At 67.0% G+C, this 23713-nt stretch carries 19 protein-coding genes; 6 read left to right on the top strand and 13 right to left on the bottom strand.

Annotated features, from left to right (window positions below; translation table 11 throughout):
* Positions 1–42: 42 nt before the first annotated feature.
* Positions 43–1629 (bottom strand): ABC transporter substrate-binding protein, encoded by a 1587-nt coding sequence (locus NUU27_RS08110; RefSeq protein ID WP_257761581.1) that lies wholly within the window; start codon positions 1627–1629, stop codon positions 43–45.
* 2 nt (positions 1630–1631) lie between these two features.
* The gene (locus tag NUU27_RS08105) at positions 1632–2327 is read right to left on the bottom strand and encodes a helix-turn-helix domain-containing protein (RefSeq protein WP_257761580.1); all 696 of its coding nucleotides are present in this window, start codon (positions 2325–2327) and stop codon (positions 1632–1634) included.
* Between the two features lie 202 nt (positions 2328–2529).
* Between NUU27_RS08105 and NUU27_RS08100 the strand changes: the two genes are divergently transcribed.
* The 5 genes from NUU27_RS08100 to NUU27_RS08080 are packed head-to-tail and all read left to right on the top strand — an operon-like array spanning position 2530 to position 6614.
* The gene (locus tag NUU27_RS08100; RefSeq protein WP_374566067.1) at positions 2530–3606 is read left to right on the top strand and encodes an ABC transporter permease; all 1077 of its coding nucleotides are present in this window, start codon (positions 2530–2532) and stop codon (positions 3604–3606) included.
* On the top strand, positions 3603–4499 hold the full coding sequence (locus NUU27_RS08095) for an ABC transporter permease (RefSeq protein WP_257761579.1): 897 nt from the start codon (positions 3603–3605) through the stop codon (positions 4497–4499). Before NUU27_RS08100 ends, NUU27_RS08095 begins: the two co-directional genes overlap by 4 nt.
* Positions 4496–5341 carry an ABC transporter ATP-binding protein gene (locus NUU27_RS08090; protein ID WP_257761578.1) on the top strand — a complete coding sequence of 282 codons (846 nt, stop codon included), beginning with the start codon at positions 4496–4498 and terminating at the stop codon, positions 5339–5341. The genes NUU27_RS08095 and NUU27_RS08090 overlap by 4 nt, the downstream gene beginning before the upstream one ends.
* Positions 5338–6090 (top strand): ABC transporter ATP-binding protein, encoded by a 753-nt coding sequence (locus NUU27_RS08085; protein ID WP_257761577.1) that lies wholly within the window; start codon positions 5338–5340, stop codon positions 6088–6090. The genes NUU27_RS08090 and NUU27_RS08085 overlap by 4 nt, the downstream gene beginning before the upstream one ends.
* Before the next feature lie 14 nt (positions 6091–6104).
* Positions 6105–6614: a GAF domain-containing protein gene (locus NUU27_RS08080; protein WP_257761576.1), complete on the top strand. Its 510-nt coding sequence runs from the start codon at positions 6105–6107 to the stop codon at positions 6612–6614.
* A 13-nt stretch (positions 6615–6627) separates the two neighbouring features.
* Here NUU27_RS08080 and NUU27_RS08075 read toward each other — a convergent pair whose 3' ends face one another.
* From NUU27_RS08075 to NUU27_RS08025, 11 genes are all read right to left on the bottom strand, one after another.
* On the bottom strand, positions 6628–7434 hold the full coding sequence (locus NUU27_RS08075; RefSeq protein WP_374566062.1) for an IclR family transcriptional regulator: 807 nt from the start codon (positions 7432–7434) through the stop codon (positions 6628–6630).
* A 140-nt stretch (positions 7435–7574) separates the two neighbouring features.
* Positions 7575–8777, bottom strand: a complete 1203-nt coding sequence (locus NUU27_RS08070; RefSeq protein WP_257761574.1) for an aminotransferase class V-fold PLP-dependent enzyme — start codon at positions 8775–8777, stop codon at positions 7575–7577.
* A gap of 166 nt (positions 8778–8943) precedes the next feature.
* Positions 8944–9438, bottom strand: coding sequence for a RidA family protein (locus NUU27_RS08065; RefSeq protein ID WP_257761573.1), 495 nt, complete (start codon positions 9436–9438; stop codon positions 8944–8946).
* 36 nt (positions 9439–9474) lie between these two features.
* Positions 9475–10476 carry an ABC transporter ATP-binding protein gene (locus tag NUU27_RS08060; RefSeq protein WP_257761572.1) on the bottom strand — a complete coding sequence of 334 codons (1002 nt, stop codon included), beginning with the start codon at positions 10474–10476 and terminating at the stop codon, positions 9475–9477.
* Positions 10473–11489, bottom strand: a complete 1017-nt coding sequence (locus tag NUU27_RS08055; RefSeq protein ID WP_257761571.1) for an ABC transporter ATP-binding protein — start codon at positions 11487–11489, stop codon at positions 10473–10475. Before NUU27_RS08055 ends, NUU27_RS08060 begins: the two co-directional genes overlap by 4 nt.
* Entirely contained in the window at positions 11486–12703 is a 1218-nt protein-coding gene (locus NUU27_RS08050) for an amidohydrolase/deacetylase family metallohydrolase (protein ID WP_257761570.1), read from the bottom strand. Before NUU27_RS08050 ends, NUU27_RS08055 begins: the two co-directional genes overlap by 4 nt.
* Positions 12703–13566: an ABC transporter permease gene (locus tag NUU27_RS08045; protein WP_257761569.1), complete on the bottom strand. Its 864-nt coding sequence runs from the start codon at positions 13564–13566 to the stop codon at positions 12703–12705. The genes NUU27_RS08050 and NUU27_RS08045 overlap by 1 nt, the downstream gene beginning before the upstream one ends.
* Positions 13566–14507 carry an ABC transporter permease gene (locus tag NUU27_RS08040; RefSeq protein WP_257761568.1) on the bottom strand — a complete coding sequence of 314 codons (942 nt, stop codon included), beginning with the start codon at positions 14505–14507 and terminating at the stop codon, positions 13566–13568. Before NUU27_RS08040 ends, NUU27_RS08045 begins: the two co-directional genes overlap by 1 nt.
* A gap of 193 nt (positions 14508–14700) precedes the next feature.
* Positions 14701–16230: an ABC transporter substrate-binding protein gene (locus NUU27_RS08035; protein ID WP_257761567.1), complete on the bottom strand. Its 1530-nt coding sequence runs from the start codon at positions 16228–16230 to the stop codon at positions 14701–14703.
* Between the two features lie 180 nt (positions 16231–16410).
* Positions 16411–18333, bottom strand: a complete 1923-nt coding sequence (locus NUU27_RS08030) for a beta-N-acetylhexosaminidase (protein ID WP_257761566.1) — start codon at positions 18331–18333, stop codon at positions 16411–16413.
* Positions 18334–18378: 45 nt separating this feature from the next.
* Complete coding sequence (locus NUU27_RS08025) at positions 18379–21753, bottom strand: response regulator (RefSeq protein ID WP_257761565.1); 3375 nt, start codon at positions 21751–21753, stop codon at positions 18379–18381.
* 251 nt (positions 21754–22004) lie between these two features.
* On the opposite strand from NUU27_RS08025, the gene NUU27_RS08020 reads away from it, so the two are divergent.
* Entirely contained in the window at positions 22005–23663 is a 1659-nt protein-coding gene (locus tag NUU27_RS08020; RefSeq protein ID WP_257761564.1) for an ABC transporter substrate-binding protein, read from the top strand.
* Positions 23664–23713: the final 50 nt, after the last annotated feature.

The raw sequence follows: 23713 nt of genomic DNA, 5'->3' as shown, positions 1-23713 counted from the left end.
GGGACAGGGCCGCCCTCGTGCGGGACGGCCCGTCGCGGCCGGTCAGTTTTTGGTGACGAGGCGATAGTAGACGAAATCGGAGGTGGCGCCGTTGACGTAGCCGGTCACCTTCTTGTCCATCGCCACCTGATAGGCGGCCTGGAACATGATGACGATCGGCGACTTCGCCTGAACCCTTTTCTGCAGCTCGACATACATCTCGTTGCGCTTTTCCGGGTCCGACTCGGCAAGTGCCGCGGAGGTCATGTCGTTCATGTCCGCCGGCACGGCCCAGCCGTTCCGCCAGGTGGTGGTGGCCTGGTAGTTGTCGTCGGAATTGTCGCGATTGTAGGCGAAGGCCTTGGCGTTGGAATGCGGGTCCATGAAATCCGGACCCCAGTAGAGCAGCATCGCCTCGTGGCTGCGCTCGCGGTATTTGGTGATGACCTGCGAGCCGGTTCCCGGAATGATGTCGAAGGTGATGCCGGCTTCCGCGAAGCTTGCCTGCAGCGATTGCGCCATATCGGTGAAAGGCGTCGAGTTGATCACGTCGAGCGTCACCTTGATCGGCGTCTGGATGCCGGCCTCGGCAAGGATCTTTCTGGCCTTTTCCGGATCGTAGCTGTAGGGCGTCTCGTCATAGGAGCCGGGAAAGCCCTTCGGCCAGAAGGCCTGATGGATCTCCATCTGCCCTTTCAGGAAGCTGTCGGTCATGCCCTGGTAATTGACCAGATAGCGTGCCGCCTCCCACAGGGCCTCCGGCTGCAGTGTCTCCACCTTCTGGTTGAACGACAGGAAGTGGACGGCCGCCTGCGGATAGGTCTCCACCTTGAGGTTGTCGGCCTTGATGCCGGCGATCTGGTCCGGCGTGAGGTTGCGCGCCATGTCGACGTCGCCCGATTGCAGGAGGAGCTGCTGGGTGGCCGCTTCCGCCACGTGCTGGATCAGCACGCCCTTGATGTTCGGCGCGCCTTTGAAGTAATCGGGATTGGTGATCAGCCGCACCATCTGGCCGGGCCGGTAGGCGGTGAGCTCGAACGGGCCGGAACCGGCCGAATTGGCGTTGAGCCACTTGTTGCCCATATCGCCGCCTTCCTCGTGTTCCATCACCGTCTTCTCGTCGACGATGGAGGCAGGGCGTGCGGCCAGCACGTTGAGCACGAAGGCCGGCGAGAACGCGCCCTCGTATCTGACGATCACCTTGTTGCCGTCGGCGGTGACCATCTCGCCGATGTTCTCCGGCGTCCAGCCGAGCTGGGCGAGGATGAAGGCCGGCGTCAGGTTGAGCTTGATGACGCGCGCGAAGGAGAACACCACGTCCTCGGCGCGCACCGGATTGCCCGAGTGGAAGACGGCGCCCTCGCGCATGGTGAAGGTGATGGTCCTGGCCTCGGCGTCCGCCTGCCATTCGGCGGCAAGGCCGGGGGCGAGCACGGTGGTGTCCTCGGCATCGTACTGCACCAGGCGGTCATAGACGTTGGAGACCAGCTCGCCCGACGAGAACTCATAGGCCTGCGCCGGATCGATGGCGACGATGTCGTCGATGTTCTGCGCCACGACCAGCAGGTCATCCGGCGTCACGGCAACGGCCTGCTGTGACAGGGGCAGGGCGAATGCGGCTGCGAGAAGGGCCGTTCTGAAGAGCCTCATGTCTACTCCTCCTTTTTTCTGGATCTGGGTTTGCTCTTGGCCTTGGAATGCACCGGCTTCGTGTCCGGGATGGTCTTGTCGGGCGACACCAGCTCGAAGCGGGCGGACTGCTGGCCGCCGGCCTTGAACAGCGTCAGCGTGCCGGTCCACAGGATGCGTGCCGGCGTCTCGTTGGGGTTCGACCAGGCATGCGGAACGTTGCCGCGGTAATGCAGGCTGTCGCCGGCCTCCATCACCATCGCCTCGCCGTCGAGATACTGGGTGATCGAGCCGTCGAGAATGTAGATCAGTTCCTCGCCTTCATGGCTCACCGTTTCCGAGGCATAGCCCGGCGGCACGGTGAGGATGAAGGAGGAGAGCTGATTGCCCGGAAATTCCGCACCGAGCCGCTCGTAGATCACCGACGAGCCGGCGATGGAGAAACGCGGCCGCGTCTCCTCGCGGGTGAGCGCATCCTCCGCCCGCGGCTGGGCGACGAAATAATCGAGGCCGACGCCCAGCGCGCGGGCGATGCCGGCGAGGGTGCCAAGGGTCGGCGTCGCATTGTCGCGCTCGACCTGGCTTAGATAGCCGACCGACAGGCTCGCCGCATCGCCGAGCTGCTGCAGGGTGAGGCCGAGCTGCCGCCGGCGGGCCCTGATCAGCATGCCGATCCTGGTTTCGGCATCGGAGGCGGCGCGCGCCGTCTGGTTACTCAAAGATTTTTCCCCCACAAAAATTTTTTTGATGTAAGCAGATTTCTTTGTATGCTCCAAGAACTTTTTCGGCGGCCCATGCGCCGGGTTTGAAGCGAGCAGCAGGAGCGGTGACGCCGGACGGGCGAATGGGCCGCTTCCTTGGCGACGGGGGATTCGTTGGCGGCAGGCTTAGTGATTTTCGCAAACCACGATGGGGGGCGGCATGGCGTTTGAACCCTCGACGGGCGTTGCCGCAGTGCGTGCCGGCATGCTGGCCGGGCGGGCCTGGGGCGGGGCCATGAGCCTCCTGCGTTTCGCCATCGTCGTTGCCGGAACCTTCCTGGGGCTGCTCGCCATCACCTTCTTCATCGGCCGCGTCGTGCCGATCGACCCCGTGCTGTCGGTGGTCGGCGACCGCGCGACGAAGGAGGTCTACGAGGCGGCGCGGCAGGCGATGGGTCTCGACCGGCCGCTCATCGTGCAGTTCTTCTCCTATGTCGGCGACGTGCTGAGGGGCGATCTCGGCCGCTCCGTCTCCACCGGCCGGCTGGTGATCGACGACCTGGCGCGCGTCTTTCCGGCGACGCTGGAGATGGCGACGACAGGCATCGTGATCGGCGTGGCCCTGGGCGTGCCGATGGGCGTCGTGGCGGCGACCCGCCAGGGCAGCCTCGTCGACCAGGCGATCCGCGTCCTCGGCCTGCTCGGCTATTCGGTGCCGGCCTTCTGGCTCGGTCTCGTCGGCCTTGCCGTCTTCTATGCCGGGCTCGGCTGGGTGGCCGGGCCGGGCCGGGTCGACATCTTCTACGACGGCCTTCTCGATCCTGTGACCGGTCTTTACCTGGTCGACAGCCTGATCGCCGGCGAGTGGGACATCTTCCGCAACGCCGTCAGCCATCTCGTGCTGCCGGCCTCCATCCTCGGCTTCTTCTCGCTCGCCTACATCGCCCGCATGACGCGCTCCTTCATGCTCGATCAGCTCGGCCAGGAATATGTGACGACCGCCAGGGTGAAGGGCGTGCCGGAGCGGCGCGTCGTCTGGCGCCACGCCTTCTATCCGATCCGCATCCAGCTCATCACCGTGATCGGCCTCTCCTATGCCAGCCTGCTGGAGGGCTCGGTGATGATCGAGACGGTCTTCTCCTGGCCCGGCATCGGCAATTATCTGACCACGGCGCTGCTCAACGCCGACATGAACGCCGTGCTCGGCGCGACGCTGGTGATCGGCGCCGTCTTCATCCTGATCAACAAGATCTCCGACGTGCTGTACCGTATCCTCGACCCGAGGGCCCGCCGATGATCGCCTGGCTTCTCGACGATTCGCCCACCTCGCGCCTGCAGGCCGGTCTCGGCCGGGCCTGGCGCGTGTGGACCGCTCTGCTGCGCAATCCGCTCGCCGTGGTCGGCGGGCTGATCATCCTCGTGCTTGTCGCCATGGCCGTCTTTGCGCCGTTGATCGCCCCCCAGTCGCCGGTCGGCCAGGATCTCGCCAACCGCCTGATGCCGCCCTCGGCCGCCCATTGGATGGGCACGGACGAGCTCGGCCGCGACATCTATTCGCGCGTCGTCTACGGCGCCCGCATCACGCTGCTGATCGTTGCCATGGTGGCCGTCATCGCCGCCCCCGTCGGCCTGGTGGTCGGCGCGGTGTCGGGCTATTTCGGCGGCTGGGCCGACCGCATCCTGATGGGGATCACCGACATCTTCCTGTCGATGCCGAAGCTGATCCTGGCGCTCGCCTTCGTCGCGGCGCTGGGGCCGGGCATCGAGAACGCCATCATCGCCATCGCCATCACCGCCTGGCCGGTCTATGCGCGCATCGCCCGCGCCGAGACCATCACGTTCCGCGATGCCGAGTTCATCGCCGCCGTGCGCCTGCAGGGCGCCTCGTCGGTGCGCGTCATCCTGCGCCACGTGCTGCCGCTGTGTGCCTCCTCCACCATCGTCCGCGTGACGCTCGACATGGCCGGCATCATCCTGACGGCGGCCGGCCTCGGCTTCCTCGGCCTCGGCGCACAGCCGCCGCTGCCCGAATGGGGCGCCATGATCTCGCGCGGCCGCAACTTCATCCTCGACCAGTGGTGGGTCGCCACCATGCCGGGCTTCGCCATCATCCTGGTCAGTCTCGGCTTCTGCTTCCTCGGCGATGGCCTGCGCGACGTGCTCGACCCCAAGCAGGGAGAAAAGCAATGAGCGTGCCGCTGCTCGAGGTCGAAGGGCTGACCGTCACCTTCCCGACCGCCAGGGGGCCGGTCGACGTCGTCAGGGGCATTTCCTTCTCGCTCGGCCGCGAGCGGCTCGGCATCGTCGGCGAGAGCGGCTCCGGCAAGTCCATGACCGGCCGCTCGATCCTGCGCCTCATCCGCCCGCCGGGGCATGTCTCGGCCGGCCGCCTGGTCTTCGACGGCATCGATCTCCTGGCGCTGAGCGAGAGGCGCATGCGTGCCCTGCGCGGCGCCCGCATCTCCATGGTCATGCAGGACCCGAAATTCTCGCTCAATCCGGTGATGACGGTCGGCGAGCAGATCGCCGAGGCGCTGCTGACCCATGCGAAGCTGCCACGCCGGGCGCTCAAGGCGCGCGTCCTCTCCATGCTCGAGGCTGTGCGCATCAACGATCCGGAGCGCGTCGCCGGCCTCTACCCGCACGAGGTCTCGGGCGGCATGGGCCAGCGCGTCATGATCGCCATGATGCTGATCCCGGAACCCGACCTCCTGATCGCCGACGAGCCCACCTCGGCGCTCGACGTCTCCGTGCAGGCTCAGGTGCTCGACATCATCGACGACCTCGTCACCGGCAAGGGCATGGGGCTGATCCTGATCAGCCACGACTTGAACCTGGTGGCGCGCTATTGCGACCGCATCCTGGTCATGAACGGCGGCGAGATCGTCGAGGAGTGCAGGGCGAGCGAATTGCATCTCGCCCGCCACCCCTATACGCGCGGCCTGCTGGCGGCGATGCCGCGCATGGACGAGGACCGCGACGTGCTGCCGGTGCTCGACCGCGGCGCCTGGACCACGGGGGCCGGCACATGAGCGCTACGGCGATTCACCTCGAGAATCTCTCCATCAGCTACGGCAAGACGCCGGTGGTGCACGACGTCGCATTCTCCGTCGCCGAAGGCGAGAGCTTTGCGCTGGTCGGCGAGTCCGGCTCCGGCAAATCGACCATCCTGCGTGCCATTTCCGGCCTGGCGCCGGAATGGACGGGAGCGATCGCCATTCTCGGCAAGCCGCGCGGTCACGCTCCGGACCGGGATTTCGCGAAGGTCTGCCAGATGGTGTTCCAGGATCCTTACGGCTCGCTGCATCCGCGCAAGACGGTGGACGATTGCCTGGCCGAGCCGCTGGCGATCCACGGCATCGGCGGGCGCGACGCCCGCGTCAGGGACATGCTCGCCGCCGTCGGGCTCGACCAGCGCTTCCGCTTCCGTTTTCCGCACCAGCTTTCCGGCGGCCAGCGCCAGCGGGTCGCCATCGCCCGGGCGCTGATGCTTTCGCCGCGCGTGCTTCTGCTCGACGAGCCGACCTCGGCGCTCGACGTTTCGGTGCAGGCGGAAATCCTCAACCTCCTGAAGAAGCTGCGTCGCGAACAGGGGCTCACCTATCTGATGGTCACCCACAACCTGCCGGTGGTTTCCTTTCTTTGCGACCGGTTGGCGGTGATGCGCCACGGCCGCGTGGTCGAGATCGCCGATGTTTCGGCGCTGAAGACGGGGCGGCTGGCCGACCCCTATTCGCGCGAGCTCTACGCCGCCAGCGGCGGCGCCCTGCAACCCGCATAAGCAGAGACCTGAACATGACCGACTTCACCGGCCCGCTGGCCGAATTCGACCGCGCGCTGTCGCTGGCCACGACCCCCGATGCGCCTTTCGACGCGTTGCTTGCGCTCACCCGCGCCGTTGTGGGCGCGAAGCTGTTCACCTTCATGACGGCGGACATGGAAACCGGGACGGCGCGCCGCGCCTACACCTCGCATCCGGCCGACTATCCGGTCTCCGGCACCAAGCCGATCCGTTACGACCGCTGGTTCGAGACCGTGCACGGGAATCGCGAATGCTTCGTCGCCAACACCCTCGCCGACATCGCGACCGTCTTTCCCGACCACGAGCTGATCGGCCGGCTGGGCTGCGGCTCGGTGATCAACCTGCCGGTGGTCCTGGGCGACACGCTGGTCGGTACGGTGAACATGCTCGATGTGGAGCATCACTACACGCCCGAGCGCGTGGCGCTGGCGAAGGACTGGCTCTCCGTGCCAGCGAAGGCGGCCTATCTGGCGAGCCGCGGGCTTGCGGCGGGAATGAACTAGCGTAGGCGCTCCTTCACCCTCGCCGCGACCAGCCGAGGCGTTGTTCGATGCGGTGGGCGCTCTGCTGCACCAGCGCCTTCAGGTCCGGGTCCTTCTGGTCGACCTTGTGGTCGGGCACGACGATCGACACCGTCGCGCGGCAGGTGCCTTCCGCGTCGAGGATGGGGGCGGCGATGCAGGCGACCGAGAAGTCGGATTCCCCCGCCTGGATGCACAACCGCTCCTCATAGGCCTTGCGTGCGGCCTCGGAGAGCGTTGCCACGTCGGTCTCGGCATTGCCGGTGGGTGAGGGGCGGACGGCATGCGCCAGGATCGCCCGGCGCTCCTCCTCCGGCAGGTGGCCGACGAGCAGACGGCCCGACGCCGACCAGTTGAGCGGCGTGCGCGATCCGACGCGCGAGGATACGTGGAAATGGTCCGGCCCGTCGACCATGGCGAGCACGACCATATGGTCGCCGTCCCGGCCGCAGATCTGCACGGTCTCGCGCGAGCCCAGCGCGAGATCGGTCATTTCCTGCGTTGCGGCGGAGAGCAGGTCGAGCCGGCGCGCATAGGTGAGGCCATAGTGATAGAGACGCGGGCCGAACCACAGCGCACCGTTTTCCTGCCGGTCGAGCAGGCCCTTCGCCACCATGTCCTCGACGATGCCATACACCGTCGACAGCGGTGCGCCGACGGCGCGGGCGATCTCGTAGGCGGTGGCCGGCTGGTCGGACTCCTGCAGGAAATCGAGGACCTGCAGGATACGCTCGAGCGCGCTGGTGCGCGTGCGCTTCTGCGTCGTCTCTTCCGTTATCGCTTGCGTGTTCACGGGGTCCATCCATCCGGTCAGGCAGTTTTGCGCTAGAGCATTTTGCAGTCAGGTGGAATCACCTGACGACCGCATAAATGCGGAAAAACAAAGAGATAGAACGAGGCAACATTTCCATGAAACGATGAACCGATCTATAGCATCTGGGCTCAATCCGGCCAATTGAGAAGCCCGGCCTCCTGGCGCATCGCCCGCTCGGCGAAGGAGGAGACGACGGGTTCGGCCGCCGCTGCCGCTTGGTCGAGCTCCTCGGTGAGCCGCCGGGCAACGATCGCCTCCTCGTCGGGATGCAGGTTACAGGGATCGAGGAAGAAATAGTTGTGCTCGGCCTCGTGGTCGCGGACGACGACCGGCGGCTCGCCCGCCGCCATGCGGTCGGCAAGGTCCCAGGCGGTGATGCGGGCGGCTTGCGGATCGATGTCGACGCGCAACCGGTCGAGCGGGTTGTCGGTCGGGTCCGGCATGATGCGCGCCGTGACGCCGGGCCGGCCGGCGAGCGTCTTCACCCACAGGTCGAGTGCCTTCCTCTCGCGCTCGCGGATGCCGGCATGATCGCGCGTTTCCCAGGCTTCGAGCGCGGCGATGACGCCGGCGACGCCTTCCTTGCCGATCTTCATGCCGCGGCCGATGCCGCGATTCTGCAGATGGGCGGCCCGCACCAGTCCCTTGGCGCCGGCGATGATGCCCGAGGTCGGGCCGCCGAGGAACTTGTGGCCGGAATAGAGCGCGATGTCGGCGCCGGCAGCGATGAAGCCGGTAAGGTCGTATTCTGAGGCCGCGTCGACGATCACCGGCACGCCCTTGGAATGGGCGCGCGCGATGAAGTTGGCGAGCGGGATCTGCCCGTATTCGACCACGTGATGCGAGACCACATAGACGGCAGCGGCGGTCTTCTCGGTGATCGCCCCTTCGAGCTGGTAGGCATGGGCGCTGGTCGCCTGGCCGACCGGCACCACCCTGGCGCCGGCAAGGCGGATCGCCTGCTCGACCGGCGCGCCGTAGCTGACCATGTGGCCGGCCTGGATGACCACCTCGTCCTTGAGGCCCGTCGCGTCGGGCAGGCGCTCGATGGCCGCCAGATCGCTGCCGGTCATGGCGGCGGCGACGGCGAGTGTGATGCCGGCCGAGCAGGAGGCGGTGACGCAGCCCGCCTCCGCCCCCGTCAGCCGGGCGATGGTCCGGCTCGCCGTGCGCTGCAGGTCCGACATCTCGGTCCACTGGCTGAGGATGGCGGCGACGGTCTCGACCGCCTGCGGCACGACGATTGAGGCGCCGAGCGAGGTCATCGTGCCGGAAACGTTGATGACCGGGCGCAGGCCGAGCCGGGCGCGGATGTCGTCGTTGCGGATCATGGTTTCAATCCTTTCTGATGATGGCCGTCACAGAGCGCTTGCCCCTCATCCGCCTGCCGGCACCTTCTCCCCGCGGGCGGGGAGAAGGAGGATGGCCGCGACGTCTGTGCCTCCCTCTCTCCGCACGCGGGGAGAGGGTAAGGGTGAGGGGCGATCGTCACGCATTTCAACCCTCTATCGCGATCACGGCTTCGATCTCGACGGTGATCTGCCCCGGCAGCGAACCGAAGCCCACGGCCGAGCGGGCATGCACGCCGCGTTCGCCGAACACGTCGATGAACAGGTCCGAGCAGCCGTTCATGACGGTGGGATGCTCGGTGAACTCCGGCGTGGCGTTGACCATGCCGAGCAGCTTGACGACGCGCTTGACGCGGCAAAGGTCGCCCAGCGCCTCCTGCATGACGGCGATCAGGTTGATGCCGGTCAGGCGCGCATGGCGGTAGGCGTCCTCGACAGAGACGTCGCCGCCCACCTTGCCCGTGTGCTGGCTGCCGTCCGCCTCCGTCGGCCCCTGGCCGGACAGGAAGAGAAGGTTGCCCTCCGCCACATGGGTGACGAAATTGGCGACCGGCGTCGGCGGCGGCGGCAGAACGATGCCGAGTGCCTCGAGGCGATCGTAAGGGGTCGTTTCCGGGCGTTTGGCCAGCTCGGAAAAATTCATGCAAGAACTCCAATAATTGTCTGTCTCGTTGTCGTGTCAGGCGGCGGCAAGCTCGCGATGGCGGATGCAGGCGACGGCATGCCCTTCTCCCAGGGTTTCGGTCGGCGGCACCGCGCCGCCGCAGGCTTCGATGGCGTGCGGGCAGCGTGTGCGGAACACGCAGCCGGAGGGCGGGTCGAGTGGGCTCGGGATGTCGCCGGTAAGCGGCACACGCCGACGCTTCACGGTCGGGTCGGGCACCGGCGCGGTGGCGAGCAGCGCCCTGGTGTAGGGATGGCGCGGATCGGCATAGACCTGGCGCGCCGGCCCCCGCTCCATGACGCGGCCGAGATACATCACCACCACCTCGTCGCAGAGATACTCGACGACCGAGAGATCGTGCGAGATGAAGAGCAGGGTCAGGCCGAGCCGCTTCTGCAGGTCGCTCAGGAGGTTGAGGACCTGCGCCTGCACCGACACGTCGAGGGCGGAGACGGGTTCGTCGGCGACGACGAAATCCGGCTCGACGGCGAGCGCCCGGGCGATGCCGATGCGCTGGCGCTGGCCGCCGGAGAATTCGTGCGGGAAGCGCCGCGCATGGTCGGGGGAAAGGCCGACGAGGGTGAGGAGCTCGGCGATGCGCTCGCGCCGCTTCTCACCGCGCGGGAACCCCCGTGCATCGAGCGCTTCGCTGATGATGGCGTCGATGCGCATACGCGGATTGAGGCTGGAGAACGGATCCTGGAAGATGATCTGCAGCCGCTGGCGCCAGGCGCGCATCTGCCGCTCGGGGAGGGAGAAGAGGTCGGTGCCCTCGAACACGGCCCTGCCGGCGGTCGGCTCGATCAGGCGCAGGATGGCGCGGCCGGCGGTGGTCTTGCCGGAGCCGGATTCGCCGACCAACCCGACGGTCGTGCCGCGGCGGATGGCGAAGCTGACGTCCTCGACGGCATAGACGGTGCGCCCGCCGCGCCCCGTGAAGCGCTTGGTAAGCCCCTCGATGCTGAGCAGCGGAGCGGTGGTGTCGCGTTTCTCCGCGAAGGCGGGTTGCAGGGTCATAGCTCGTTGCTCCTCAGGCAGCGCGACAGGCGGCCGGCGCCGGCCTCCATCAGCGCCGGTGGAACGGCGCGGCAGGCCTCGACGGCATAGTCGCAGCGCGGCGCGAAGGCGCAGCCGGGCGGCAGGTCGGTGATCGGCGGTACGGAACCGGTGATGGAGTAGAGCGCCCTGCGCTCGCCGGCCTCGCTGATGTCGCGCCGGGCATGCGGCGTGCAGGCGAGCAGGCCCTTGGTGTAGGGGTGCTTCTGGCGGGCGAAGAGATCGTTCACCGGCGCCTGCTCGACCACGCGGCCGGCATACATCACCACCACCTCATGGGCGATCTCGGCGACGACGCCGAGATTGTGGGTGATGAACAGAATCGACATGCCGAACTGCTTCTGCAGCCGCGAAAGGAGATCGAGGATCTGCGCCTGGATGGTGACGTCGAGCGCCGTGGTCGGCTCGTCGGCAATGAGCAGCGACGGGTTGCAGGCCAGCGCCATGGCGATCATGACGCGCTGGCGCATGCCGCCCGACATCTGGTGCGGGTAGTCGTCGAGACGGCTCTCGGCATCGGGAATCTCGACATGCTTGAGCATTTCGAGCGCCCGGCTGCGTGTCTCCTGGCGCGATACGGGCTCGTGCAGGGCGATCATCTCGCCGATCTGGTCACCCACCGTGTAGAGCGGGTTGAGGCTGGTCATCGGCTCCTGGAAGATCATGGCTATCTCGCGCCCGCGCATGGCGCGCAGCCCCTTCGGCGTCAGCCGCGCCAGATCGTGCACGCGCTCCTGCCGGTCGCGGAACAGGATCTCGCCGCCGGCGATGCCGCCCGGCTTCGAGACCAGCCCCATGATCGACAGGGAGGTGACGGATTTGCCCGACCCGCTCTCGCCGACGACGGCCAGCGTCTCGCCGCGCTTCAGGTCGAAGGTCACCCCGTCCACCGCCTTGGCGGTGAAGCGCTTGGTGACGAACCAGGTGTGCAGGTCGCGCACCGAGAGGATGACGTCGGCGGGCATCTGGGTCATAGCGCCCATCCGCAATGCGGGCAGGACTGGATGGCGGCCTCCGGCGCCGGCTGGTAGCGGCTGGCGGCGATCGCCTCGGCGCCGAGGATCGCATGACGCGGCGAGAACAACTCGCTCAGCCGGCTGGAGACGCCTTTGGAATCCTTCACCTCGATCGTCGAGCGTTCCATCTCGAAGATGGTGAACTCGGCGGGCTCGCCGGGCGACAGGAGATTTTCATACGGCAGGCGGATCGCCTGGCGCGGCCGGATGGTGGAGGCGGCGACGACGTCGTCAAGGCTCATGCCGAGTGAGAGCAGCTTCGACATGGTGGTGGCCATGTCCCACACCGAGCCGTCCATGGAGCGGTTGTGCAGATCGGTGGAGATGGTGGTGGGCGGCAGGCCGCGCGCCAGCGCCGCCTTGGCCACGTCGAAGGAGAAGGAGGCGCCGCCATGGCCGACGTCCAGCACGACGCCGCGCTGTGCCGCCTCTTCGACCAGCGTGTAGAGATCCTCGTCTTCGAGGATTGAGCCGCCGAATTTGCCGTTGAAGCAATGGGTGACGATGTCGCCCTCGCCGAGCAGCGCCAGGATGTCGTCATAGAGCGGCGGCGGTTCTCCCACATGCACCATCAGCGGCAGATCGAGGACGCGGCCGAGCTTCTTGGCAAGGCGCACCGGGGTGAGGTCCCAACTGCCGGTGATGACGGCGCTGGCACGCACCTTGAGGCCGACGATCACGTCGCGGTTGGCCTCGACGCAGTGGGCGATGCGGTCGATGTCGATCGAGCGCATGTCGATCAGCTCCGACACACGGTTGCAGGCGACGAGGCCGATCGAGCCGATGTTCAGGAATGCGTAGACGTTCTCGCGCGCCGGCTCGATCATCAGCTCGCGCAGGCCGTGGAAATTGGCCTCGCCCGCCGAACCGGCATCGACGATCGTGGTGACGCCGCGCTCGGCGCCGGCTTGCGCAGGCCTGATGGAGATGTCGGTGCCGCCGTACCAGACATGGGCATGCAGATCCATCCAGCCCGGCGAGATGAAGGCGCCGGCGGCATCGACGAGGCGGACGTCCGAACCGGCATCGATCGACCCGGCGATCTCGGCGATGCGGCCGTCGGCGCCGACCATGATGTCGAGCGTCTCGCCCTCCGCAACGCCGAAGCCGATCGGCCTGGCGTTGCGGATGAGGAGTGGGGAGGATGCGGGCGGGAACCGGTTGCCGATCATCAGATATCCTTTGCAAGCCGCGGGTCGAGCAGGTCGCGCAGCCCGTCGCCGAGAAGCTGCAGCGCCAGCACGGTGAAGACAATGGCGAGCCCCGGGAAGAGCATGATCCAGCCGGCGCTGCTCATATATTGCCGCCCGACCGAGATCATGGTTCCCCAGGTCGGAATGTCGGGCGATATGCCGACGCCGAGGAAGGAGAGCCCCGCCTCGGCAAGGATCGCCTGGGCGAAGATGAAGGTCGCCTGCACGAGCAGCGGCGAGGTGACGTTGCGCAGCACGTGCCGGACGAGGATAACCGGTGTCGGCACGGCGAGCGCGCGGGCGGCCTCCACATAGGGCAACTCGCGGATGACGAGGGTGGAGGCGCGCACGACGCGCGCCAGGCGCGGCGCATAGACGATGCCGAGCGCCAGCACCACATTGGCCGCCGAAGGCCCGAGCGCCGCCACCAGGGCGATGGCGAGAAGGATGTCGGGAAAGGCCATCATGGCGTCGATCAGGCGCGAGACCGGCGCGTCGGCCTTGCGGAAGAAGCCGGCGACGAGGCCGAGGACGATGCCGATGACGGAGGCGACGGCGACGACCAGGAAGCCGACGGTCAGCGAGGTGCGGCCCGAATAAAGGACGCGCGCGAAGATGTCTCGGCCGAGATCGTCCGTGCCCATCAGGTAGAGGGCGCCGGGCGGCGTGAGCCGGTTGGCGATGGAGAGCTGGCCCGGCGCATGGCTGCTGAGCCAGGGGGCGAAAAGCGCCGCCAGGGCGATCACCACCAGCACCAGAAGACCGCCGAGCGCTGTCGGCCGCGACACGAGACGCATCAGCAGATTGGGCTCGCGGCCCGCGATGGAAGCAGCCCCGGCCATCAGTAACGCACCCTTGGGTCGACGAGGAGATAGAGCATGTCGATGAGGAAGTTCACCAGCACGTAGAGCCCGGCGACGATCAGCAGCGCCCCCTGGATGACGGGATAGTCGCGCCGCAGAACCGCCGAAACGATGAGGTTGCCGACGCCTGGCAGGCCGAACACGGTCTCGGTGACGATGGCGCCCGAGATGAGCAGCGCGGCAGTCAGGCCGATGACGGTGAGGATCGGGATCAGCGCATTCTTCAGCGCATGTTTCAGCACGACGCGCCATTCGGTCATGCCCTTCGAGCGGGCGGTGCGCACATAGTCGTCGTTGAGCACGTCGAGCATCGAGGCGCGGGTGAAGCGCATGATGAGCGCGGAGCTGACGACGCCGAGCGTCACGGCCGGCAGCACCAGGTGATGCAGCCGTTCGAAAAGCGTCGTGCCCGGCCCGCCATAGCCGGATGTGGGGAACCAGCCGAGGCCGACGGCGAAGGATTGGATCAGGAGCAGCCCCAGCCAGAAGCTCGGCACGCTGGCCGCCAGCATGGCGAGTGTCGTCATCGTCTGGTCGAACAGGGAGCCGCGCCAATAGGCCGAGGCGATGCCGACGGGCAGCGCGATGACGACGGCGATCAGCAGCGAGAAGATGGTGAGGAAGAAGGTCGGTTCGGCGCGCTGCCAGAGCGCGGTGCCCACCGACTGTCCGAGGAAGATCGACTGGCCGAGGTCGCCCCTGGCGATGCCGGCCACATAGACGCCGAACTGCTCGATCAGCGATCCGTCGAGGCCGAGCCGCTGGCGCAGGTCCTCGACGTCCTGCGCGGTGGCTTCCGGCCCGAGCATGACGGCGGCCGGATCACCGGGCGTGACGCGCACGATGACGAAGACGATGGTGACCACGAGGATCATCACCGTGAGCATGCCGACCAGACGGTTGAAGGCTGCGCGTAGCATGGTGTTGCGGTCTGTTCTCTTCGTTGGCGGCTTCGTGTGCCGCGCAGTGTATCCGTTACCGTCGTTTTCGCCCCTCACCCTTACCCTCTCCCCGTGAACGGGGAGAGGGGGCATCCACGTTGAGGCCATCCTCCTTCTCCCCGCTTGCGGGGAGAAGGTGCCGGCAGGCGGATGAGGGGCAGGCGCCCCGGCATCACTTCTCCAGCCAGGCATTCCAGAAATAGGGCCACGGCGCCGCCTGCATGCCTTTCAGCTTTGGCGACTGGGCGCCGACGGCGTTGAAGTTGCCGACCTTGTAGGCGGGCACCTCGTCGTAGATGGCCTTCTGCACGTCGGCCCAGAGCTCGGCGCGCTTTTTCGGATCGGCTTCCGAGTTGAAGGCGGCCAGCACCTTGTGCTTGTTGTCGGAGACCCACCAGCCGGGCGAGGAGTCCGACATGATGCCGGTCAGCGACGGCTCGGGCAGGAAGGGCGAGTGGGTGATGTAGATATCCCACAGCGCCGGGTCGGTGCGGCGCTGGGTGAGCGTCGCCCATTCGACCACGTCGAGCTGGACCTGGAAGCCGGCCGCCTTCAGATACTCGGCCGCCACCTGGGCCATGGTGTAGTGAAACTCGTACTGGCGCGAGGTGAGGATGCGCAGCGGCGAGCCGTCATAGCTGGAGTCGGAAAGCAGCGCCTTGGCGGCTTCCGTGTCGCCGGCCGGCTTGTAGGGCTCGGTGCCGGCTTCGGTGTGCCAGACATAGCTTTCCGGATACATGGCGCCGTCGGCCTTGAAGAAGTCCTCCGTGCCGAAGGCCGCAAGCAGCATGTCCTGCGGGGCCAGCGCTGCCTGGATCGCCTTGCGCACCTTGATGTCGGCGTTGACGCCTTCCTTGGTGTTCATCACGAAGACCGGCCAGCCGAAGGGGGCGAGCATCACCGGATCGGTCTTGCCGTCGGCGATGCGCTGGTAGGATTCGACGGGAATGGAATCGATGTAGTCGAACTGGCCGGCAACGGCGCCCTCGACGCGCGTGTTGGCATCAGGCACCGGCGTGAAGACGATCTCGTCGGCATATTGCAGGCGTGCGCCGCCATAGCCGTTCGGCTCGCCCTCGCGGCTCTTGTAGCCGTCGAAGCGGACGAGATCGATATACTGGTCGGGCTTGCGCTCCTTCATCTTGTAGGGGCCGGTGCCGACGGGCTCCTTGATCTCGGCTTCGCCGGCGATCTCCGACGGCAGCACGATGGCGGCCGAGTTGTTGAGCGACAGCAGCGAGACGAGCGGCGCGTAAGGCTCCTTGAGCGTGATGCGCACGGTGTAATCGTCGACGGCCTCGACGCGGCTGATGAGCTCGGCCGTCTGCTTGCCGCGCGTGGCGATCTTCATCCAGCGCTCGAGAGAGGCGACCACGTCGACCGCGGTCATGTCCGAACCGTCGTGGAAGGTGACGCCCTGGCGCAGCGGGATCGTGTAGCTCAGCCCGTCGTCCGAGACCTGCGGCAGCTCGGCCGCGAGCAGCGGCGTCGCTGCCCAGTTGGCATCGAAGGTGTAGAGCGTCTCGAACATGTGCTGGGTGATGATGCCGACCAGGTCGGCGGTGGAGGTCATCGGGTCGAGCGTCGGCGGCTCGCCGATGGTCGCGACCTTGATGACGCCGCCCTTTTCCTGGGCGGCGGCCGGTGCCGTCACGCTCAGCGCAGCCGCGCCGAGCATGAGGGCGATCGTGAAACGGTGCATGGTCTCTCCTCTCTCCATTGTTCCCTTATAAGAGAATATAATTTGTTATAAGAGAATGGTACGCCAAGACGCGAATATGTCAACCGGGCGAACGGCAGCAAAAAAGATGCCGCCGCCGCTCCGGCCCCGGATGGCGAAGATCAAGGATGAGGGCGCGCAGCCCGCTCCTTTAAGCCTGTCTCAGCCCCTCGCCGAGACGGGCATCAGGTCCTGGGTCGCCAGGAAACGGGCGAAATCCTTGCGCTCGGGCGCGCACCAGGCACCTTCCGCCATGGCGGAAAGGCGCGGGTAGACGAGATGGGTGAAGAGGCCGGGCAAGGAAAGGTTCTCCGACCAGAGACAGGACTGGACGCCGGCGAGTTGCGGCTTCAGCGCGTCGGGCCAGTCGCTGCCGGGGTCGTAGTCGTAGGTGTCGCGCAGCGACACCGTGCCGGCCCAGCTCGCGCCCGGCTCCCACCATTCGGCCGAGCGGGCCATGTCGAAATAGTAGTGCTCGGCCGGCGCCAGAACGACCCGATAGCCCTGTTCGGCGAGCGCCCGGCCGCTCTTCGATTCTCTCCAGGCGACGAGCAATGCCCCTTCGGCATCGAGGCCGCCGCCCAGCGCCGCTTCTTCCCATACGGCGATGTCGCGTCCGCGCGCACGCAGCATTTCCTGGACGCGTTTCAGGAAATGGGATTGCAGCGTGAAGGTCTCCGCCTTGCCGAACAGCCTTTCGCCGAGCGCCACGGCGAGCGGCGAGCCGAGCCAGGCGCCCTCCGCCACCTCGTCCGCGCCGGCATGGAGGTGGCGCGCCGGGAATAGCTCGACGAGGCGGTCGAACACGGCGGCGAGAAAATCCCAGGTCGCCTCGACCGCCGGATTGAGCGCGTTGTTGGGGAAATACTGCACCGAGCGATAGACACCGGTCTCGCCCGGATCGCGCAATTCCGGCAACACCTCCAGCACGCAGTGGCAATGGCCGGGAATGTCGATTTCGGGAATGATCTCGATGCCGAGCGACAGGCCGTGCGCGACAAGCGCGCGAATGTCGTCGCCCGTGTAGAAGCCGCCGGTGCGCTCGGCGGGCGTGCCGAGCAGCGGCGGCAGGATTTCGCCGACGCCGCGGAAGGCCGCCTTTTCCGTCAGCGCCGGAAAGCGGGGGATCTCCAGCCGCCAGGCCTCGTCGTCGTTCAGATGCATGTGGAAGCGGTTGAGCTTGTTCCAGGCGAGGCAGTCGAGGAAGTCGACCACGTCCTGCATGGCGTAGAACTGGCGGGCGACATCGAGATGCGCGCCGCGCCAGCCGAAGCGCGGCTCGTCGTCGATGGTGCCGGCCTCGGGCAGCGCGAAGTCGCGGGGCCGCTGCCGCGCGCCGCGCAGCATCTGCCCCAGCGTGATGAAGCCGTGGCGATAGCCGTCCTCGCCGCCGGCGCTGAGGGTGATACCATCGCGCGCGAAGGCAATGCGGTAGGCGCCGTCGCGCAGCGCGGCCTCGTCCTGTGCGGCGACGATGTGGCCTTCGCCGTGGCAATAAAGGGGCTCGTCCCTGGTGAACAACCGGCCGGCCAGCGCCCGCACGGCGGAAAACGCCTTCTGGGCGGCAAGCGGCGCCTCCGTGGCGATCACCAGCGGCAGGGCCGGGTCGCGGCGCCCCGCAACGCTCACCGCGCGCGGAGCGGGAATGACGGAGAGCGGGGCGGCGCCGGCCGGCAGGTCCTGCGGGGCGATCTCCTCCCAATGCGGCGCGCCCGGCACACCGTTCAGCGTCATGGGCTCGACGGCGACGGGATGTGTCGAGCCATCGGCGAGGATGAGGAAGGCGCTTTTCGGGCCGTAGGTATAGTGGCGCAAAACATGGCTCAGCCGGTCGGCGCGGATGATCCAGCTCTGGCCGGGCGCGATGCGCGTCCCTTCGGGCTGGGCGAAGACATGGTGGTTGGACAACTGCCCGGCAAGCGTCGCGCCCTCGATGCGGCATTCGGGATGAATGCGGAACAGAGAGGTGGTGGCAAGCTTGGCGCCGGCGAGCGTCGCGCCGCCGGCGATTTCAAGCTTCAACTCGATCACGCGGTCCTGCGCATTCCAGTCGGACAGCAGTCGGTAAGGGGCGGTGTTCGGCATGTGTGTCTTGATCCCGGCAGAAGAACGGTGTCGTGAAAAAGGCTATCAGGGTGCCGCGTCGTGCGGCTGGTCCTGGCGCTGCTTCGGTGCGGTGGCGAGGCGCAGATGGTCGCGCAGGCGGGCGAGATCGGCGGTAAGCCGCGCCGCCGCCTGGTCCGTTTCGGCGTCTTCCGCCGCCGCGCCGCGTGCCAGCGCGAACTCCGCCGAGCGGATGACGTCGCGCCAGCGCGGGTTGAGCGGCAGCGTCTCGATGAGGAGATATTTGTCGAGAGTGCGGGTCTGCAGCGAGGTCTTGTCGAGGCTGACGCGCCAGATGCCGCTTTCCTCGGCGAACTCGATGCGGTCCTTGCCGCTAACGCGCCGCCACAGCGCCAGGCTGCCGGTCATCACCTGCACGATGAGGGCCCGGTAGGTTTCGTCCGAAGGGGCCGTGCGGATAGGTTCGACGCACGCTTCGGCGGCCATGACCGGCAGGGCGCTGTCGATCGCGCCGCGCACCGAGACGAGCAGGCTCTCGGCTTCCTGCGCGGCATCGCTCAGCACCAGCGCCATGCCCGAACCCGCCTCCGGCTCCAGCTCGAAAGCGTTGATGCTGAAATCGCGTCCGGCAAGATGCAGCGTGGCGCTGCTCTCGCCATCGGTCCGGCACTGGCCGTCGAGCAGGGCGACGATGTCGGCCGGCAGCAGGGCGGCGAGCGGTGTCGCCCGGTCAAGCGGCCGGCCGAAGATCGCTTCGGCGGCGCGGTTGGCATAGGTCACTACCGTCTTGTCATTGACGCAGACGAGGCCGGCTTCCAGCGCGTCGAGCAGGCGCGCCATGCGCCGCTGCGACAGGCGCAGCGCGTCCTCCACCTGGATGCGGCGGTCGACCTCGTCACGCAGCGCCTGGTTCTCCTCGGCGCGGCTGCGGGCGCGGCTCGCCTCGATCAGCGTCGAGATGCGGGTGAGCAGCTCGTCCTTGACGAAGGGCTTGACCACGTAGTCGTTGGCGCCCGCCTCGAAGCCGGCGATCATGTCGCGCGTGCGGCTGCGCGCCGTCACCATGATGATCGGCAGGTCGATCAGCGAGTGCTGGCGGCGCAGCGTCCGCGCCACCTCCAGCCCCGACAGGTCGTTCATCATCACGTCGAGGATGATGAGGTCCGGCTTGTGCTCGCGCACGGCCTCGATGCCGGCGCGGCCGTTGTCGGCGCAGATCACGCGATAGCCCTGCGGCAGAAGCACGTTGCGCAGCACCTGCAGGTTGATCGGCTCGTCGTCGACCACGACGACGGTCGGCGCGTCCGTGCCGCCGGCCGAGGCCACGGGCGGCTCGAACGCGTCCAGCGCGTTGATCGTCTGATGCAGGCCGCCGGGGAAGCGGCCCTGCGCCTGCGCCGCCGCATCGGCGCCGGCGGCCGGCAGATGCAGGACGAAGCGCGAGCCGCGGCCGAGCTCGCTGGTCGCCGTCAGCGTGCCGCCGAGCAGGGCGGCGAGATTGCGGGCGATGGCGAGGCCGAGACCGGTGCCGCTCTTCTTCTGCGTGATGTCCGCATTGTCGGCCTGTTCGAGCGGCTGGAAGATGCGCTCGAGATTGTCCGGCGAGATGCCTCGTCCCGTGTCCTCGACGGCGACCGCCACCGTGGCGCCGTCGCCTTCCCCCTCCTGCCAGGCGGTGACGTGGATATGGCCGTCGTCGACATATTTGATGGCGTTGCCGATGAGGTTGTAGAGGATCTGCTCGAAGCGCACCGGATCGGCCACCACCGGAGGCGTGCCGTCCGGGATGTCGACGCGCAGGCTGACCGGCTCTCCGGACAGCAGCGGTTCCGACAGGAGCAGCACCTGGCGCACGCCGGTCGCCACGTCGACGGCCTGGATGTCGAGCCGCATGCGGCCCTGGCGGATGCGGTAGAGGTCGAGCAGGTCGTCGACCAGCCGCGACAGGCGGCGCGCCGAGAAGGTGATGAGCTGGAGCTGGTTGCGCTGTGCCGGCGCGATGTCGCCGGCAGCGCCCGCCGACAGGGTCTCGGCGATGCCGATGATGCCGTTGAGCGGCGTTCGAAGCTCATGCGAGGTGTTGGCCAGGAACTGGTCCTTCATCCGGTCGGCCTGCTCCAGCTCGACGTTCTTCTCGGCGATCTCGCCGATATGCGCTTCCAGCTCGCGGTTCTTCTGGCTGATCAGCTTGACCTGCTCGCGCAGCGCATCGCGCATGCGGGCGACGGATTGGGAGAGGCGGGCGAACTCGGTCGGCTGGTCGAACTCGGGCAGCTTCATGTCGAGTGCCCCGGCGGCGACCGCCTCGGCGGCGTCGGTGACCGATTTCAGCGGCCGCGTCTGCGAGCGGGCGAGACAATAGGACAGGAGCAGGATCAGCGGCAGCGCCAGGGCAACAAGGGCAAGCAGGATGTTGCGCAGCCGTGTGCTGGCGGCGAAGGCCGACGCTGCATCCGCATCCACCGAGAACAGCCAGACGGCGTCCGGCAGGGAGAGATGCGTCCAGGCCGACAGGGCCGGCGCGCCGAGCAGGCCGGCCTCGAGCATGGTTACGCCGCTTTGCGCTTCCATCGCCTGCGGCAGCGCCACGGCGGTTCCCTCCGGCAGCGTGCGGCGCGCCGAGGAAGCGATCACCGCGCCGCGCGAGGAGACCAGGCTGAGCGTGCCGTTGCCGCCCTCGTGGCCGCCGACCACGGCAGCGAGTTTCTCCGCCGGCAGGCGCAGGATCGCGGCGCCGCTGGTGCGCTGGTAGAGGTTGACCCGGGCGACGAAATAGGCGGCGAAACGGCCCGTCTGGCTGTCGCGCGAGAAGTCGTAGAAGACAATGCTCTCCTCGGGTGCGGCGCGCAGCGCTGCCAGCGCCCGCGACAAGGTGGCGTCCTCCTGCGGCAGGAGCCGGCCGAGATAGTCGTCCTTCAACACCGAATAGACGATCCGTCCGCGCGCGTTGACGAGATAGACATTGTCGAATTCGGAGCTTTCCACGAAGGTGAGATACTCCTCGTGGAACTGGTTGTGCGCATTGGCATAGGCGAGCGCCTCGCGCAGCAGGCGGTCGTAATTGACCGGGTCGGGATGCTCGATCGCCCCGTCGTCAACGCCGAACAGGGCGCGCAGGTGATCGGCCGCCTCGGCCTCGCTGGGCGCGATCTGGCCCATCGCATAGCTGAAACCGTAGAAATCGCCGATGGAATAGCGGGCGATGTTGGTCTGGGCGAGGCTCTCGGCCTGGCGGCGGGCGAAGGAGACATACTGCGTCAGCTCGCTCTTCTTGGCGTCGCGCGCGAAGGCGATCTTCTCGAAGGTCTCGCGGGCGATGTTGGCGTTGACCAGCGAGAAGAAGGCGGCGGCGCTGATCGCCAGCGGTAGGATCGAGACCACCAGCAAGACCAATAGAAGCCGCGCCTGGAACCCTGCCGGCAAGAAACCGCGCCACTGCATGAAACCCTCCCGGACCGGCAAAACTGCCCGTCTGACAGGGGTTACGCTATCGGAGCGGAGCGCTTTCGCCAAGACCGGGGGTCGCCCGGAGCGGCGAATGCACCGAAACTGACGAAATTTACGAAATGGCAGGTGGCATTGGATTGGTCTGTTCCGCCACAGTGTCCGAGCTGCCGATTTCGCAATGGACTGGCGCGGTGGCCGATGATGTGGAGGGCGGATGATCGCCCGGTCTCTTGAGGGAGGAACCGATGAGATATTCTTTGACGGCCGGGCTGGTGCTGGCGGCCGGCGTCCTGCAGGCGCAGTCGGCGGCGGCCGAATCCGTTCTCACCGCGCTGCCGGTGCAGCGCACCGCCTGGATCGAGAACTACAATCCCTACAACCAGTCGACGCGGCTGCCCTCGGTCAACGACTTCATCTACGAGCCGCTGATCATCTTCAACACGCTCAAGGGCGGTGAGGCGAATTACCGTCTGGCGACCGCCTACGATTATGCCGACGACCTGAAGAGCCTCACCGTCACGCTGCGCGACGGGGTCACGTGGTCGGACGGCAAGCCGTTCACCGCCAGGGACGTCGCCTTCAGCCTCGACCTCGTCAAGAAGAACAAGGCGCTGGATATCTACGGCCTCGACAAGATCGTAGACACGGTCGAGGTGGTCGACGACAGGACCATCCGCTTCCACCTGCTCGATGCCAATTCCGGCGCCATCTACCAGATCGTCCGTCTCGCCGTCGTGCCCGAGCACGTGTGGGCGGATGTCGAAGATCCGGTGACCTTCACCAACCCCGACCCGGTCGGCACCGGCCCGCTGACGACGATCCGCCGTTTCACGGCGCAGGAATACATCCAGTGCCGCAACGAAAAATACTGGGACGCGGAGAACCTGAAGGTGGACTGCATGCGCTTCCCGCAGATCGCCACCAACGACCAGGCGCTGGCGGCCGCCGCGCGCGGCGAGCTGGACTGGATGGGCTCCTTCCTGCCCGACATCGAGAAGACCTTCGTCGGCCAGGACCCCGAGCACCACAAATACTGGTTCCCGGCCGGCTCCCTCGTCGCCTTCAACTTCAACATGGAGACGAAGAACGAGGGCAATCGCGAGGCCTTCACCGACGTCGATTTCCGCCGCGCCGTCTCGATGTCCTTCGATCGTGAGGCGATGGTCGACATCGCCGGCTACGGCTATCCGACCATCAATCAGTATCCCTCAGGTCTCGGCCAGGCCTTCCATTCGTGGAACAATCCCGAGGTCGACGCGGAATATGGCAGGTTCACGCGCTACGACGTGGACGGCGCCAAGGCGCTGCTCGAGGAGGCCGGCTACAAGGATACGGATGGCGACGGCCACATCGAGACGCCGAGCGGCAAGAAGATCTCCTTCAACATCATCGTGCCGAACGGCTGGACCGACTGGATCAACACGGTGCAGCTCGGCGTGGAGGGCCTGACGGCGATCGGCGTCGAGGCGCAGGTGGCGACGCCGGAACAGGCGGTGTGGTCGGAAAGCCTGATCAACGGCGATTTCGACATGGCGATGAACGCCTATTTCACCGGCGTCACGCCGCAATACCACATGGATCTCGGCCTCCACTCGCGCCACCAGGGCAAGACGCGCTTCGGCGCCACCCGCTACTACAACGAAAAGCTGGACGCGCTCCTCGACGGTTTCTTCAAGACCGCCGATGCCGAAGAGCAGCGGCAGATCATGAACGACATCCAGATGGAGATCGGCCGCGACATGCCCTATGTCGCGGTGTTCAACAACCCGCTCTGGTACCAGTACAACACCAAGCGGTTCACGGGTTTCTTCAGCGCCGAGAATCCGGTCGCCAAGCCGGTCGTGCACGACGAGACGCCGGAACGGCTGCTGCATCTGTTGTCGCTCAGGCCGGTGGAGGATTGATTGATGTTTTGCCGCGGCGCCCCATCACACCCCCTGGCCCGGCAGGCCAG

It is taken from the genome of Nitratireductor sp. ZSWI3, from assembly GCF_024655565.1.
In the GTDB taxonomy this organism is placed as follows: Bacteria; Pseudomonadota; Alphaproteobacteria; order Rhizobiales; family Rhizobiaceae; genus Nitratireductor.
The sequence above is the reverse complement of the archived record's forward strand: the minus strand, read 5'-3'. Positions and strand labels throughout refer to the sequence as shown.

Coding starts and splice junctions, on each gene's coding strand:
- NUU27_RS08090 (WP_257761578.1), top strand. CDS start 4,496: ATGAGCGTGCCGCTGCTCGAGGTCGAAGGGCTGACCGTCACCTTCCCG.
- NUU27_RS08050 (WP_257761570.1), bottom strand. CDS start 12,703: ATGATCGGCAACCGGTTCCCGCCCGCATCCTCCCCACTCCTCATCCGC.
- NUU27_RS08065 (WP_257761573.1), bottom strand. CDS start 9,438: ATGAATTTTTCCGAGCTGGCCAAACGCCCGGAAACGACCCCTTACGAT.
- NUU27_RS08070 (WP_257761574.1), bottom strand. CDS start 8,777: ATGATCCGCAACGACGACATCCGCGCCCGGCTCGGCCTGCGCCCGGTC.
- NUU27_RS08100 (WP_374566067.1), top strand. CDS start 2,530: ATGGCGTTTGAACCCTCGACGGGCGTTGCCGCAGTGCGTGCCGGCATG.
- NUU27_RS08045 (WP_257761569.1), bottom strand. CDS start 13,566: ATGGCCGGGGCTGCTTCCATCGCGGGCCGCGAGCCCAATCTGCTGATG.
- NUU27_RS08085 (WP_257761577.1), top strand. CDS start 5,338: ATGAGCGCTACGGCGATTCACCTCGAGAATCTCTCCATCAGCTACGGC.
- NUU27_RS08040 (WP_257761568.1), bottom strand. CDS start 14,507: ATGCTACGCGCAGCCTTCAACCGTCTGGTCGGCATGCTCACGGTGATG.
- NUU27_RS08030 (WP_257761566.1), bottom strand. CDS start 18,333: ATGCCGAACACCGCCCCTTACCGACTGCTGTCCGACTGGAATGCGCAG.
- NUU27_RS08095 (WP_257761579.1), top strand. CDS start 3,603: ATGATCGCCTGGCTTCTCGACGATTCGCCCACCTCGCGCCTGCAGGCC.
- NUU27_RS08055 (WP_257761571.1), bottom strand. CDS start 11,489: ATGACCCAGATGCCCGCCGACGTCATCCTCTCGGTGCGCGACCTGCAC.
- NUU27_RS08075 (WP_374566062.1), bottom strand. CDS start 7,434: ATGGACCCCGTGAACACGCAAGCGATAACGGAAGAGACGACGCAGAAG.
- NUU27_RS08025 (WP_257761565.1), bottom strand. CDS start 21,753: ATGCAGTGGCGCGGTTTCTTGCCGGCAGGGTTCCAGGCGCGGCTTCTA.
- NUU27_RS08020 (WP_257761564.1), top strand. CDS start 22,005: ATGAGATATTCTTTGACGGCCGGGCTGGTGCTGGCGGCCGGCGTCCTG.
- NUU27_RS08035 (WP_257761567.1), bottom strand. CDS start 16,230: ATGCACCGTTTCACGATCGCCCTCATGCTCGGCGCGGCTGCGCTGAGC.
- NUU27_RS08110 (WP_257761581.1), bottom strand. CDS start 1,629: ATGAGGCTCTTCAGAACGGCCCTTCTCGCAGCCGCATTCGCCCTGCCC.
- NUU27_RS08060 (WP_257761572.1), bottom strand. CDS start 10,476: ATGACCCTGCAACCCGCCTTCGCGGAGAAACGCGACACCACCGCTCCG.
- NUU27_RS08080 (WP_257761576.1), top strand. CDS start 6,105: ATGACCGACTTCACCGGCCCGCTGGCCGAATTCGACCGCGCGCTGTCG.